Origin of the sequence: Collinsella sp. LCP21S3_D3 (genome assembly GCF_052118305.1) — a bacterium.
In the GTDB taxonomy this organism is placed as follows: Bacteria; Actinomycetota; Coriobacteriia; order Coriobacteriales; family Coriobacteriaceae; genus Collinsella.
Genome location: NZ_JBQKHK010000014.1, coordinates 1 through 13,048 on the forward strand (window position 1 = coordinate 1; position 13,048 = coordinate 13,048).

The 13,048-nt window shown below is 57.3% G+C and carries 13 protein-coding genes and 1 pseudogene; 1 reads left to right on the forward strand and 13 read right to left on the reverse strand.

Annotated elements, in window-relative coordinates:
* Positions 1-101: 101 nt before the first annotated feature.
* A pseudogene (locus ACTQ1S_RS07105) lies at positions 102-299 on the forward strand (transposase); the annotation flags it as partial.
* A 192-nt stretch (positions 300-491) separates the two neighbouring features.
* Here the strand turns inward: ACTQ1S_RS07105 and ACTQ1S_RS07110 are convergent.
* From ACTQ1S_RS07110 to ACTQ1S_RS07170, 13 genes are read right to left on the reverse strand one after another with little or no spacing between them, the layout of a single operon-like run.
* Positions 492-1,544, reverse strand: a complete 1,053-nt coding sequence (locus ACTQ1S_RS07110) for an NAD-dependent epimerase/dehydratase family protein (protein ID WP_441547377.1) — start codon at positions 1,542-1,544, stop codon at positions 492-494.
* Positions 1,537-2,256, reverse strand: coding sequence for an IspD/TarI family cytidylyltransferase (locus ACTQ1S_RS07115; protein WP_441547378.1), 720 nt, complete (start codon positions 2,254-2,256; stop codon positions 1,537-1,539). The genes ACTQ1S_RS07110 and ACTQ1S_RS07115 overlap by 8 nt, the downstream gene beginning before the upstream one ends.
* Before the next feature lie 3 nt (positions 2,257-2,259).
* A complete protein-coding gene (locus tag ACTQ1S_RS07120; protein ID WP_441547379.1) occupies positions 2,260-3,555 on the reverse strand; it encodes a CDP-glycerol glycerophosphotransferase family protein in 1,296 nt (431 codons plus the stop codon).
* Entirely contained in the window at positions 3,552-4,472 is a 921-nt protein-coding gene (locus tag ACTQ1S_RS07125) for a capsular polysaccharide synthesis protein (RefSeq protein WP_441547380.1), read from the reverse strand. Before ACTQ1S_RS07125 ends, ACTQ1S_RS07120 begins: the two co-directional genes overlap by 4 nt.
* The gene (locus ACTQ1S_RS07130; RefSeq protein WP_441547381.1) at positions 4,469-5,950 is read right to left on the reverse strand and encodes a lipopolysaccharide biosynthesis protein; all 1,482 of its coding nucleotides are present in this window, start codon (positions 5,948-5,950) and stop codon (positions 4,469-4,471) included. The genes ACTQ1S_RS07125 and ACTQ1S_RS07130 overlap by 4 nt, the downstream gene beginning before the upstream one ends.
* A gap of 41 nt (positions 5,951-5,991) precedes the next feature.
* The gene (locus ACTQ1S_RS07135) at positions 5,992-6,351 is read right to left on the reverse strand and encodes a hypothetical protein (protein ID WP_441547382.1); all 360 of its coding nucleotides are present in this window, start codon (positions 6,349-6,351) and stop codon (positions 5,992-5,994) included.
* The gene (locus ACTQ1S_RS07140; RefSeq protein ID WP_441547383.1) at positions 6,332-6,772 is read right to left on the reverse strand and encodes a hypothetical protein; all 441 of its coding nucleotides are present in this window, start codon (positions 6,770-6,772) and stop codon (positions 6,332-6,334) included. Before ACTQ1S_RS07140 ends, ACTQ1S_RS07135 begins: the two co-directional genes overlap by 20 nt.
* A complete protein-coding gene (locus ACTQ1S_RS07145; RefSeq protein WP_441547384.1) occupies positions 6,765-8,168 on the reverse strand; it encodes a PIG-L family deacetylase in 1,404 nt (467 codons plus the stop codon). The genes ACTQ1S_RS07140 and ACTQ1S_RS07145 overlap by 8 nt, the downstream gene beginning before the upstream one ends.
* Complete coding sequence (locus tag ACTQ1S_RS07150) at positions 8,165-9,379, reverse strand: O-antigen ligase family protein (RefSeq protein WP_441547385.1); 1,215 nt, start codon at positions 9,377-9,379, stop codon at positions 8,165-8,167. The genes ACTQ1S_RS07145 and ACTQ1S_RS07150 overlap by 4 nt, the downstream gene beginning before the upstream one ends.
* A 10-nt stretch (positions 9,380-9,389) precedes the next feature.
* Positions 9,390-10,382: a glycosyltransferase gene (locus tag ACTQ1S_RS07155; protein WP_441547386.1), complete on the reverse strand. Its 993-nt coding sequence runs from the start codon at positions 10,380-10,382 to the stop codon at positions 9,390-9,392.
* A gap of 3 nt (positions 10,383-10,385) precedes the next feature.
* Positions 10,386-11,351: a glycosyltransferase family 4 protein gene (locus ACTQ1S_RS07160; protein ID WP_441547387.1), complete on the reverse strand. Its 966-nt coding sequence runs from the start codon at positions 11,349-11,351 to the stop codon at positions 10,386-10,388.
* A 47-nt stretch (positions 11,352-11,398) separates the two neighbouring features.
* Positions 11,399-11,986 (reverse strand): serine O-acetyltransferase, encoded by a 588-nt coding sequence (locus ACTQ1S_RS07165; protein WP_441547388.1) that lies wholly within the window; start codon positions 11,984-11,986, stop codon positions 11,399-11,401.
* Positions 11,987-11,988: 2 nt separating this feature from the next.
* A complete protein-coding gene (locus ACTQ1S_RS07170) occupies positions 11,989-13,041 on the reverse strand; it encodes an NAD-dependent epimerase/dehydratase family protein (protein WP_441547389.1) in 1,053 nt (350 codons plus the stop codon).
* Positions 13,042-13,048 lie beyond the last annotated feature (7 nt).

Genomic DNA, 13,048 nt, shown 5'->3' on the forward strand with positions numbered 1-13,048 from the left:
TGCCCTCATGCAGGAGGGCTAGCCGCTCAAAAAGCGTGCGCGCTTCCGATGCTCAGGCTGCTCAATTTCCGATGATCTTTTTGCTCAAATCCTCTTGACGAAACACAATCGAGCACATCAACCGCGAGATTAGGAGGAGGACGTGGGCCGTCGGGACCTTCCCAGACGGCAACTCGGCCCTCATGCTGGTAACGGCGAGGCTGAAGTGCATAGTGGAGCACGAATGGGGCAAGAGGATGTACCTGGATATGCCCAAACTGAAGGAGATGGACGAACTGAAGGGAAAGGTGGAGGGCTAGAAGAAGACTAAATCAATTTGCGACAGATCCTTAACGTTACCAAGGCACCGCCGCCCAGCGCTGGCTGCTCTCGGCGGTCTAATTAACCGAGAACAACAAAAGCCAATGCCTGTGTAGGCCTAGATGCTCAAATATAAGGCCCAGTCTTTCGACCGGGCCTTATGAAAATTCGAATATATCTTTTAAAGGGGGCTAACCTGCCTGGCTCATTTGCTCCATGGTCGCACGTATTCCGTCAGCAATTCCGTAACAAGCGATCCAGCCGAGGCCCTTTGCCTTCGATCCGTCCATGAGCGCCAGCGTCGCCTTGGAATACCCGGCTGCCTCCTGGGCGTCGGGCAGGTCGAAGACGACCTTCACCTGGCCGACCTCAGCGACGAGCGCCGCAAGGTCCTTGAGCGCAACATCGGACCCCTCGTCGGCCAGGTTATAGGCCTCGCCGTCAGCGCCTAACAGCAGTACGTGCAGCAGACCTGAAACGGCGTCCGCCACGTGCAGGTACGAGAAGCGCTGGGTTCCCTCGCTCTTGAGCACCACGTCCTCGCCCGCAAGCGAGTGGTGCATGAACTGCGACAGCGCCTTAGAGTCGTCAGGCAGAAGCGTCGGTCCGTAAACCCGGGCGATGCGGGCTATCACGGACTCCACGCCCCTCTGAGAGCGGTAGGCCTGGCACATGGCCTCGCCTAGCCGCTTCGACTCGTTGTAGCAGGCACGCAGTGTGTTGCAGTCGATGTTGCCGCAGTAGCCTTCAGTGAAGCGCTCCACATCCCCTCTATTTTGGCCGTACACCTCCACCGACGAAGCAAACAGTAACCTCGCCCCGCAGCCGGCCGAGTACTCCAGTAGGTTCTGAAGGCCGTCGACGTTGGCGCGAATAGTACCAATGGGGTCGGTCGCGTACTGGCGCGGGTGCGTGGAGCTTGCCAGGTGCAGTACGTAGTCCGCCGGGGCGACGGGCCGGTAGCCGGACGCTGTGACCAAGCCCTCCTCGAACGAGAAGTGGTCCCGCCCAAAGTATGGCAACCTAGCCTTGGCTTTCACCGCGCTTCGGCCGAGCGCCACGACTTTGCAACTAAGCCCCTCGGTTGAATTCTTGCGCATGAGTACGTCGATGAGAAACGCACCTATCATCCCGGTGGCGCCCGAGATCACGACGGTCTTTCCCGCGAGCATGCCCCACGGCAGGTCGAGGGCGCACACCGCGTCGAGGTCAGTGACGTAGCGGGGGCAGTCCAGCCTATTCACCTTTCGCCTCCCTCTCTGCGGCCCACGCACGGAAGAACTCGAGGTTCTCGGGCGTGGTGAGTTTGATGTTGCGGTCCGAGCCGGCTGCGAAGTTCAGGCGCACGCCCAGCTGTACCATCATCGTGTTCGTGTAGTTCGATCCGTCGATGCCCACGCCCTTCTCGAACGCCTCGTGGTACTTGGAGTCAAGAAGCCCGAAGCGGTAGGCCTGCGGGGTGGACACGCGTCGCAGGGTCTCGCGGGGAATGTACTGGGTGGTGGTGCCGGGATTTTCCTCATCCACGAGGAATATCTGCTCGTTGTAGGGCATGCTCGTCACGGCGTTGCCACGCTCCTCCGCCACGCGCACCACGTCGGTGATGACCTCGGGGTCGAGCATCGGGCGCACTCCGTCGTGGATGATGCAGACGTCGTCCTCGGCAAGCTCGTCCTTCAGGTTGTACACGCCGTTACGGATGGACTCCTGGCCCGACGCACCGCCCTTCACGACCCATTTCAGCTTGTCTATCCTGTACTGCCGCGCGTAGGCGCGAAGGGCCTGCTCCCAGCCTTCCAGGCACACGACCTCGATGGCGTCCACCAGGGGGTGCTCTTGGAACGCCTCCAGCGTGTAAGCGATGACGGGCTTGTCGCCCACGTTGATAAACTGCTTGGGGATCTCCTGCCCCATGCGCGAGCCCACGCCGCCCGCAATGATGATTGCTACGTTCATAAGTTAATCCTCTCGCATTTTCGTATGTTGATTGTCATATGCGGTCACCGTTCGATCCCAGATCTCGCCAGGCTCAAAAACGCATGAGGCGGAAGACCCGGGTGAAGCCAGGTCATGCATTAGGTTTGCAATCCTCTCGTCGCCTTTACCGTCTTCAACAAAGCCTGCGTATTCAAAAAACGAACGACCCCTTTTTTCGAATACTTCAAAGTCAAACGACTCGATAGCCGCTAAAAGCTCCTTTTCATTTGACGCTATGGGGTAAGGTCTGCGCTCAAGCGGATAATAGAGACCTCGATCGTCCATGTATTCCGCCAAATCGGGGATGTACTGAAACCCAGGTCGACCCGTCAGCAGAAAGTCCTCCATAATGGAGGAGTAATCAGAAATCAGCACGGAAGTCGCAGCGAGCAGTTGTTGGGTATCCTCGTAATCGGTCGCATCTATGTGCTGCAGGAAAAAGTTCGGTCGCGGCTTCGATGCGAGATTCGGGTGAAGCCTATACGCGAAGACAAACGGTCGTTGGAAACGCGCTTCAAGGGCCTCGACAACGGCTTGGAAGTCAAACTCGTACTGCTCAAAAGACCAATCGGCGCGGAATGTAGGGGCATAGAGACAAATTGCAACGCCTTCATCCACACCAAGCACTCGCCGCATCTTTTGCCCAAGAGTTTCGGCTGGCCGAATCAGCGGAGCATTGCGCGGGACGCCAGCCCTTACAACGGGACCGGAATACCAGAACGCCCGCTGGTACTTTTCGGCCTCAAGTTGATTATTGGCAATCATAAAATCCGTGATTGAGCCATCGTATTGAGCGGCGGCAAGATAGGAGTCGCCGAGCTGGTCTGCAACGTCCCCCTCGCTGCGCTTCGGCCCAAGGCAAGCATGCCATGTCTGTATATAGATCTGCCCATCCCTCTTCGGTACGAACTTCTCGTCGTTTCGGAAGTTATAAACCCAGAACCTCGCCGTCGCGAGCTCCCTCTGGGCTTCCCGGCTCCCGTACTTGACCTGCCTCAGGTAACCCGGTAGCCCGTTATCGCGCTCCTTCACCAACAGCACCAAATCGAACTTGCCAGGGTACAACCGCTCGAGCGCCTCGGCGATGTACTTGGGGTTGCAAAGGTATCCGCGCCCGAAGTTGCACGAGAGCACGACCTTGTTCGGCTTCACGGTCGCCTCGCGGGCGAGCCTCCTGCCGTAGGCCCACTTGCATTTGGAAGAAAGGCTCTCCCATAAAGCCTTAACCCTGCGCCAAACGGGGCGCAGGGCGTCCTTCAGGGCACCGGCCGCGCTCATCGGGCACCTCCCCACTCGTCGATGATGTGCCGGTAGTTCGTTCCCGCGCCGAAGGTGTCGTATCTCTGGAGCTTGTGCACGTCGGTGGCGCGGCATATCTGTCCCCAGCGCTCAGGGGAATACGAATCGCCGAGCTCGAACATCAGCTCGTGCGGCGTCGTGTTGTTGAACAGGGGCACGGCCGCCCACTCGTCGGGGTACCGTCTGCTCGCAAGCGCGAAGAAGATATGGAAGATGAAATACTGCTCGAGCTTGTCGTTCGTCTTCCAGTATTGCCAAAGCAGCTTCTGGGTCAGACCGAGGATGCTCGATCCAGAATATGCCGAAATGTACCAATTCGACGCGACGATGGGCGCTGCGTCCTTGTTGGACACGTTTAGCTCCTTGAAGCAAAAGAGCGGCTGCTCCATGGAATAGCGGGGCAACTCGTCACCGGTCAGCAGTACCGTGGAGTCCATCCACGTCCCGCCATGGTTCATCAGCAGATTCGCCCGTATCAGGTCCGAGAACTGTGCCATGGGGATGATGCCCCGTTCATGTTTGTCTCGCAAGAAGCCGGGCAGGTCTATATAGTCGTCCATGTTCTCAGCAGAGAGCACCGTCACCCGCTTGTCGGGGAGGTGCTCCAAAAGCGAGTTGTGGCACGCCCGGATGAGCTCGGGCGCGTTGCCCATCCCTTGCAGCCAGAGCACCCAGATGCGGTCGGACGGTCGTCGCTCCGCGGTCTGCACGCCCTCCTCGATAAGGTCCGAGTACCCGCGCTGGTACTTGAGGTAAACCTCGTGAGCGCGCTCCCGCCACCATGCGTCCTGGTCGCCCAGCCGGTGCAGTCGCAGCTCCTTGTATCGCGGCCATAGGCTGCGCCGCACGTCCCCCAGTCGGTGCTTCACCTCGATAAGCCTCGGGTCTATCCTCATGCCTCGCCTCCCGTCTCGTCGCCGCCCTTGCGCCTCGCCTTTCCGCGCAAGAGCCCGGCAGCGTACTCCCAGCTCTCCATGCGGGCCCCGCGCGCGATGACCACGCACACGGCAACGCCGGTGACTATCTGCACCGCGAGCTTCGCCAGGTTCGGGACGGGTAGCGCGTTCAGGGCGTACACGACCGCGCCCATGGCCACGCCCATCCCAGCCTCGGGCGCGACGTCCAAAAGCTGCCTCTTGATGGAGTAACCAGTGTGCCTGCTTAGCTCGCGCATGTTTATAAGCGCCCCGTAGATGCCATAGAGCAGCATGGTCACGGCAACGGCCTGAACGCTCACCAACACGCCGGCTACGAGCAGCATCACGTACACCGGTTTCTTGACGACCTCGAGCTTCACCAGGACGCCGCCCTTGCCGATCGCCTTCAGGCTGTCCAGGGAGACGCTGCCCCACAACCCAAGCGCATTCGAGATAGCGAGCACCTGCAGGAAAAAGACGCAGCCCTCCCACTTCGAGGTCAGCAGTACGTCCACCAAGGGGCCGGCCACGCAGGCCAGGCCAATCATCAGGGGGAAGAACACGAAGCCCATGGTCTTTAGCGCGCGCCTAGTCATGGTGCGTACCCTGACCATGTCATCGGCCTCGTTCGCTATCGCGGGGAAAAGCACGGTCATGATCGCGGAACTCACGTTCGAGGTGATGAACTGCGGGAACTGCTGGCCGCGGTTGTAGAAGGCCAGGTCAGCCGACGTGTAAAACCTGCCGATAATCAGCCCGCGTAGCTGGTCGAAGAACTGACCCGACAGGTCCGCAGCCAGCACGGCGGTGCCATAGCGCATGAGGCCGCGGGCCCGCTCGCAGGAGAATTGCAGGTGCGGCCTCCAGTCCACGATGAATACCAGCACCACGGTGTCGAAGACGGTCTTGGTAAAGTACTGCCCGATTAGGGCATAAGCGCCGAACCCCATGAACGCCATGGCGATGCCCACAGCGCCCGAAGCCAGGGTCGATATGAGCGTCGAGAAGAAGAAGTTCTTGAATATCATGTTGCGCGACACGTAGGCGTGCTGGATGGAGTTGGGCACCGCCATGGGTATGCGCAGCGCGAAAACGCGCAGCAGCAGCACCAGCGCCGCCTCGCCGTAGAAGTCCGCCACCAGGGGCGCGCAGAAGAACAGCGCGGCGTAGATGAACAAGGACATGGCCATGCTGCACCAGAACACTGTCGAAAAGTCCAGCTCGTCGGCGTCCTTCTTCTGTATGAGCGCGGTGTTGAAGCCGCTGTTGATAAAGACGTCCGCCAGCGTAATGAAAATCATTACCATGGCCACCAGGCCGTAGTCATTCGGCATGAGAACGCGGGCCAGGACGATAGAGACGACAAAGGAGACACCGCTCGCGCTGAAGCGCTCGAGCACCGTCCATATCACGCCGGAGAACACCTTGCTCTTAGTTGTGCTGCTGTCAGATATCACGACCACTCCCAGTCAAAACCGCAGTTGCAAACAATGGTTGATTAGAACTCGCGGCCTCGCAGGCCGCAGGCGAGCTTCCACGCCTTCGCCTTGAGGGACACCGGCACCTTGACGTTGTAGAACGTTACGCCCTTCCCGCCGAAGCCCATCTTGAACTTGTCGATGCCGCCGGGGTTGTCCAGCGACCCCACACCGCCCCAGTCGTACGTATCGAACCCGAGCCCCTTGAGCTCGAGCATGTCGCGCCAGTGCAGGAAACGGTTTGCCCTGCTGATGGCGTTTCGGTGCGCGTTTCCATCGAAGCGGAACTCGCTGCACGACTGGTAGAGACGGGCCGTCTTCCCCGCGAGGATATAGGTGTGGAAGACGGCGGGCTTCCCGTTAGCGTAGGCGACGCTCATCAGAAGACCCCCCCCCCGCGTCATAGGACGCAACCTCGGCTCGCGGGAAGCCCCAGCCCAGGCCCTTCTCGCGACACATACCGTTGTAGGTCTCTTCCATAAGGCTGAGCATGCCCGGGTGCGCGGCCAGGTCGCCGAGTCCGTCGACCTTCACTTCCTCGCGCTTCGCGCGATTCACCTCGTTGCGCACGGTCTTCCCCAAAAGCAGGTAGAGCTCGTCCTCGCCCTTGGTCAAGTCGGTCAGCAGCGTGTGCTGCGGCACCCCCTCGACGCGCTTGCCGCACACCGTGATGCGCGGCGATCCGCTGGCGTGCATGCACAGAGTGTCCGCGCCGCGCATCTCGCCCTTCGTCGGGGCCTCGTCCTCGAACCACACCTGCAGGTTCGAGAAGCGCTTTCCCTGCGTCAAATATCTAGACATGTCTGTCCTTTCCGATCTTGCATTCGACCCTGTAATAGAACGCCGCGCGCAACTTTGCCATCAGCGACTTGGCCTTGGCGAAACGGCCCGGCTTCGGGATAGCCCCACCGTGGCGCGCGATCATTTCGGAGAAGCCCAGGAGGGGCTCCCAATGCGAGTCTTCGCAGCCGAGTACCTCAACGCTCGCGATGCTGAACGGGCGCTCCAATCCACCGAAGTCGAGCGTCAGCGACGAGGCCTCAACCCCGCCGCCAAGGTCGAAGGTAACCCCGGCGTTTCTGCCAAACCGGCCCAGGGAAGCCTTCCCGGCATCGCTCGTGCAGCGCACTACGCCGCAAGGAATATTCCCGGGCGAGCACCAGACGCGGACGAGTCGGGGCTTTGCAGGCTCCGAGAACACGATTTTGAAAAATGGTGCCTCGTCCGCAGCGTCAGGTGTCCAGCCGATTGGGATGAACTCGATGTCCTCCAGCGGCGCGCAGACACTCTTGACGTCGAACCGCCTAAACCCCCCGAGCTGCCGCGCATCCCCTGAGGAAGCGGACGCCTCGGCGCAGAAGAGCAGGTTGTCGGTCCTCCTCGGCCAGCAAACTACGTCGGCGTTGCATACGCTCCTGTAATGCGGCCAGGCCACCTGTGACGGATAGCGTCTGAATGCCTCATACACGAGATTTCCCCTGCGCCCGGGCGTTAGCGTTCTCGGATTGGGGGCCAGACGCACACGATCGTCCCACAGGTAGTTGGGGTTCTCCAGCTCAAACGGCCAGGCTTCGGGGAAGCCAGAGGGGCGGACCGTCTCCGCAAACTCGTAGTAGTCGCGTGGGCCGTTCCAACTCATGGCGTAGGCGAACGACTTCAGCACGAGGGGCGCATACCCTCGCTTTACCCACAGGACCCGCTCCATTGCCTCGTCGAAGAAGAGCGACAGGGCTCGGTGATCGGGGTGCGCGTCGAAGTCGACACACAGAATGACGTCCGGCATAAAGCTCGCAACGACGTCGGCGATGTCGGCAACCGTCGATTCCCCCGCAATGGCCCGAGGCCCCTCTGCCCTCCGCGCAGACCAGCAGGGCCGTCCGTCAAGGTACCCGTAAGTCTTGTCGTGCCCGAAGGAGGGCATGGACTCGTTGGGACAATCGTGCAAGTGACGCTTCTCGTCGTAATTGGGGTACCCCAAGAACACGACGTTTTCCGGAGTCACCCCCAGAAACTCAGCGACGGTGAGCGCCTCCTTGGCCCGAACAGGCCCGTCTTCCTCACGGAAATCACCGTTAGTGGTAAAACATATTCGGCACTCCAACCCCTCCTCGACGATGGAGGGGATGATCTGCCCGGCAATGTTAACCTCGTCATCCTGATGCGGAACCAGGATGAGGACGCCGTGCAGATCCGTCATTGTGCTGCACCGCCGTCCACTACCTCAAGCTGCGAATCCCTAGAAGTCAACGAGGCCGGCACCACGGAGACGAACGCCACGAAACAGAACAGCGCGGATATGCCGATATAGAAATCGAAAAAGGTCAGCAAAGCCATGGCCGCAAGAGCACCGATAAGAATCGAACCGGAATTACTGAGGATTGATTTCCCGGCATCGACGAAAGCGCGGCCTATATAGCAGAAGAAGGCAATCGTCCCCACAACGCCGCTGATAGTCAGAAGCTGGAGAAATATGTTATGTGCGTGACCGCCCCAAATCATAGCCTCAGTTAGCCCGTCCCCCCAACCGAATAGGGGCTTATCGGCAATAAGCCCCTCGGCCTGCTTCCATATAATGGTTCTGCTGTTCAAGGTGAAGATGTCTTTGTCCAAAAAGGTAGACACAATGCCGCCAATGAAGTCTTGGATATGGAAGACGAGGACGAGGAGGAGAAGCACGATGAAGGCGACGGCGATTTTCTTCAAAGTAAGCTTATGAACGAAAGAATTCAGTCTTCCTTTGCCTAGGTAGCAAATGCCCAAAAGCAAGAACCCGAGCGCGGCGGCTACGCTTTGCACGTAGATATAGGATGCGAGCGCCAGCAAATACGACACGACAGTGACTCGGTGTTTCCACCTCGTCCCGTCTTCATTAACCGCGTCCGCATATAAGACGATTGCAGTCATTGGCAGCATCACAAACGCAGAGTAGTTGTCCTCGCCGAACAAGTACATTCGTGTGTAGTCGCCGGGGAAGAGCACTGCACCTTGCATCACGATAAACACCGTTGCGACCTGCAGGAGAATCAACACAGTAAAGAGGCACCATAAGGCGTTGATGAGCTCTCGCACCCTACCTTCCATCGCCTCGATTTTAAAGAGGAGCAGCAAGGCCAGCGAAGTAAGCGAGTAATTTAGGACCGTCTCATAACCAGCACAGCTTTGGTAGCACCCGATCGTGTAAGCAACCCAAAATACGGCCAGCGAAACCTCTAACGCTGTTACCTTGATCTTTCTCAAGCTTCCAAGAAAAAGAAACAGGATGACACATAGGGACACGGCTTTCCCTAGCTGGAATAGCGTGTTAAATAACGCTATCTGCCCTAGTCCAGTTGGCTTAAACAACGGCACAAGAATCAGAACTAGCAGCAGCGTTTCTAGAGAGTGGCTCTTTTCAGCCTGTACATTCATACATCTATCCTCACAAGCCAATAATCACGCGACCGACCATGCGCGGAATATAGGGGAAAAGCCCATAAGCCAGCCATTTGCTTGGCTCACCTCGCAGCGTCTTTGAACTGGCGCGCCAAACGTCCTTATAGACGTCCATGGCCCGCTTTTTGGCAGCGGGCCCATATCCATCCTCACCCGCATCGCTCCAAATACACATGCAGGTGCGAAGCAGCGCCTTGGTCGAGGCGGTCGCCAGGCTTCGCACCTTGTCGCGGAAGAATTCCCACGCCTCGATGTCGGCGTCAAGCTCGTCCATGCGGCGCTCGTCGACCCGCTTCTTGCTCGAAACTATGCTGCCGGGGCGCACGCGGTAGAAGTAAAGCTGTTCGTCCACGAGCGCGACCTTCTCGGCTTCGTAGAGCAGCCTGTACGTGGTGAACCCGTCCTCGTAGAGCTTGCCTTCGGGGTACTCCACGCCAGACTTCTCGAACAGCTCACGGCGGTACACCTTGTTCCACGCCACGAATGTGATGTTGGGCACAACATCCGCATATACCATCTCCAGGGCGCGAACAGCGTCAATGACTTCGGGATCGGACAGCTTTTTCATCCTCAAATCGCATTCGTCTTCTCCGACGCAGCGCTGGTATGTACACATAGAGATCCCGATGCAAGCGTCGACAAGCAACGGGGCCACCAACGTCTGAAACATCTGAGGATGAACAAAGTCGTCGGAGTCGATGAACGAAAGCAGCTCCGCCCGCGCCGATCTCATGCCCGCGTTGCGGGCCGAGGAAAGGCCTCCGTTCTCCTTGTGAATGACCCTCACGCGTGGATCTTGCCCCTCATAGGCATCGCAAAGCGCAGGGCAGCCATCTGTCGAGCCATCATCAACAAGAATCAACTCAAAATCACGAAACGTCTGAGCCAAAATGCTGTCAACGCATGCACGTAAGTACGGCTCCACGTTGTAGACGGGAACTATCACAGAAAGAGTTGGTTTTTCTTCGGCCTTAATCACTTCTCACCCCTGCGCTTGAAGACAGCAGTCCGCGCAAATCTCACGCAGCCGTGCAGTCTGATTGTCCCAACTGTATTTAGCAAAATCGATGCTCTTATAGAGGCGCTCGGCATTTGGATGTTCCAGCAGATACGACATCTTATGCGCGACCTCCTGAACATCCTCGCAGTCCTCAACGACGTCGCAAGACTCGACCTCAAGAGCCTCAAGGGCCCCGCATTCACGAGAGATAAGAACCGAGCACCCCTCTTTAAGCGCGTCGAAAATGCTCATGCCAAACGAATCATGCCTAGAATTCATCACAAAAAGACGGCTTTCGTTAAGCGACTTAAGAAATTCGTCGTGGTCGACATGGCCAAGCATGCACTCTTCGCCGATATCATCCGGGAGCGCATTGGCCAAAAACCCACCATCATCATATTTGCGGCCATAAACCCTAAGACTAAGGTCGGTTCCACGCTCGAGAAGAAGAGAGGCAGCTCGAGCAACAACATCGTTGCCCTTTACCTTTCGAGTACCCCCGCTCACTACCACAGTTGGGCGTTTACCACGATCATTTGTAATCCGTTGAGAAAAATGGTCAATACCCAAAGCTACGCTCTGGATTCGCCCCACGAGTTCAGGTTGAAAACGAAGAATGAAATTCTTTTGAAACATTGAATTAGCGACAACAACGTTTGCACTACGTAAGGCTGCGACATAGCGGCGTATCCACCATTGAGAGTGGCCAATTCCATTTATCTCGTTCTCATACGGAACGTAACCATGGTTGAAGCTCACAATCGGTTTCCCTAAAACATGAAGAATATCTTGTGCGGCAATGCATGGGAAATTGACCAATGGCGATAAAATCACGTCGCATTTCATGCCTTTGGTAACTCCTTCACGGATGAAACCAATCTTGTTGTTAGCACGAACGTAATCAATCTGGTCTTCCTCAGGCCAGTGATTAATAAACTCTCTATGCACGTTAGAGGGTCCACTGTTTCCCGCAGCATCCCCCAGAATCAATACTCTCAATGGTTATCTTCCCCGTCTTCAGGCCAGCACTTATGCTTCCATTCGTAGGACCCACCGGCGTAGTACTCGGCGGGGCCATCGTGTTCGATGATTCTCGGCTTGCCAAGAACGATGGTCGCATTGTCGGGAACGTCCTGGAATACAACACAGTTAGCCCCGATTCTCGCGTTGTCGCCGATTCGTATTCCACCAAAAATCTTAGCCCCGGGCCCGATGTAAACGTTATCGCCGACCACGGGGGCAAGCCCACGGCTACGACCGATAGTCACCTGGTGCGAGATGACAACGTTCTTCCCGATCTTCGCCCCGCCCGCAATGACGATTCCGTTGATACCGTGGTCAGTGATACTGGGAGGACCAGCGAAGTTCTCACATATCATCGAACTATCGTCATTCCAGCCGACAGGGATATCGGCGCAGTAACGGCGCATCATCCGCTCGTAGTATTGCGCATAAATCATCTTCTTTAGCGGCCCGATGCTGCCGGGTTCGCAGAGCGCATGCCTGACGTGCCAAAATGTCGCGTCGTTGTATTTTCCACATATGACGCGCTTAACCACGTGCCAGACTTTCTTGCCATCCATGCCTAAACCCACGCAGCCTCTTGCTCAACCAGATACGCCCTCAAACTCGAGAAGGAATCGGCAAGGGTGAAACGGGGGGTCCAACCAAGAGTCCTGAGTTTCAAAGAAGAAAGCCTCAGGTGCACATCCGGCGCATAGCCAGCAGAGTTGGTTTCATCGTAATCAATTACAACCTTCGGCAGGCCGTTTCCCAAAACATCGATGGCAAGCTCTGCGACGTCACGAATAGTTCCATGTGATTCTTCATTAGCGACGTTATAAGCCTGTCCGGCCTCACCGCACGCGAGAAGGGCAAGGAGGCCAGCGACACAATCGACGGAATCCACGTAGTTGCCTTCGGAAAGCCCCTTGGTCTTCAAGACAATGTTCTCACCACACATAGCGGCGCGAGCAAACTGGGCAAAGGCCCTATTTTCACCAGGGAGCACACCGACACCGAAGGTCTGGGCAAGGCGCGCACTGCATACACGAACTCCATACTGGGCGGCGTAGGAATTGCAAAGGCACTCACACATCCTCTTCGATTCAGGATAGCAGCTGCGGGGCGAGGTCAAGTCTATCCAGCCCAAAGTATCCTCGTCAGCGACCTCCCCCTCAGCAAGCGTGCCATACATCTCCATCGAGGAGACGTAGACCATACGAGCTTCGCAAGAACGCGCCAAGTTAAGCATGCTGCCAGTGCCGCGCAGGGACGTCTCAATAACCTCGACAGGACGCTCGACCATAACTTTCGATTTAGTAATCGAAGCTGCATGCAGGATATAGTCGACCTTGCAAGGCGGCAATGTGTTGGAGGAGAAGTCGCATTCTATGACATTAAGGCCACCGAATAAAGCATAATCACCGAGAATATATTCGGCTTTCTGACGGCTACGAACGACAGCCAAGACGCAGCAACCGATCCCGAGCCTACAGTTTGCAAGAAGAAGCGCCTTACAAATAAGGGAACCAATGAGTCCCGTAGCCCCGGTAACGAGAACGCGTTTGCCCCTGAAGGGCTCAAAGAGGTCGTCACTTAACGCGCTGAGTTGTTGGTCAAGAATATTTGATCTCACGTTTTCC

Bases quoted from the DNA above. Each gene is read 5' to 3' on its own strand.
- ACTQ1S_RS07150 (WP_441547385.1), bottom strand. From the start codon at position 9,379: ATGAATGTACAGGCTGAAAAGAGCCACTCTCTAGAAACGCTGCTGCTA.
- ACTQ1S_RS07140 (WP_441547383.1), bottom strand. From the start codon at position 6,772: ATGTCTAGATATTTGACGCAGGGAAAGCGCTTCTCGAACCTGCAGGTG.
- ACTQ1S_RS07120 (WP_441547379.1), bottom strand. From the start codon at position 3,555: ATGAGCGCGGCCGGTGCCCTGAAGGACGCCCTGCGCCCCGTTTGGCGC.
- ACTQ1S_RS07135 (WP_441547382.1), bottom strand. From the start codon at position 6,351: ATGAGCGTCGCCTACGCTAACGGGAAGCCCGCCGTCTTCCACACCTAT.
- ACTQ1S_RS07125 (WP_441547380.1), bottom strand. From the start codon at position 4,472: ATGAGGATAGACCCGAGGCTTATCGAGGTGAAGCACCGACTGGGGGAC.
- ACTQ1S_RS07145 (WP_441547384.1), bottom strand. From the start codon at position 8,168: ATGACGGATCTGCACGGCGTCCTCATCCTGGTTCCGCATCAGGATGAC.
- ACTQ1S_RS07165 (WP_441547388.1), bottom strand. From the start codon at position 11,986: ATGGATGGCAAGAAAGTCTGGCACGTGGTTAAGCGCGTCATATGTGGA.
- ACTQ1S_RS07115 (WP_441547378.1), bottom strand. From the start codon at position 2,256: ATGAACGTAGCAATCATCATTGCGGGCGGCGTGGGCTCGCGCATGGGG.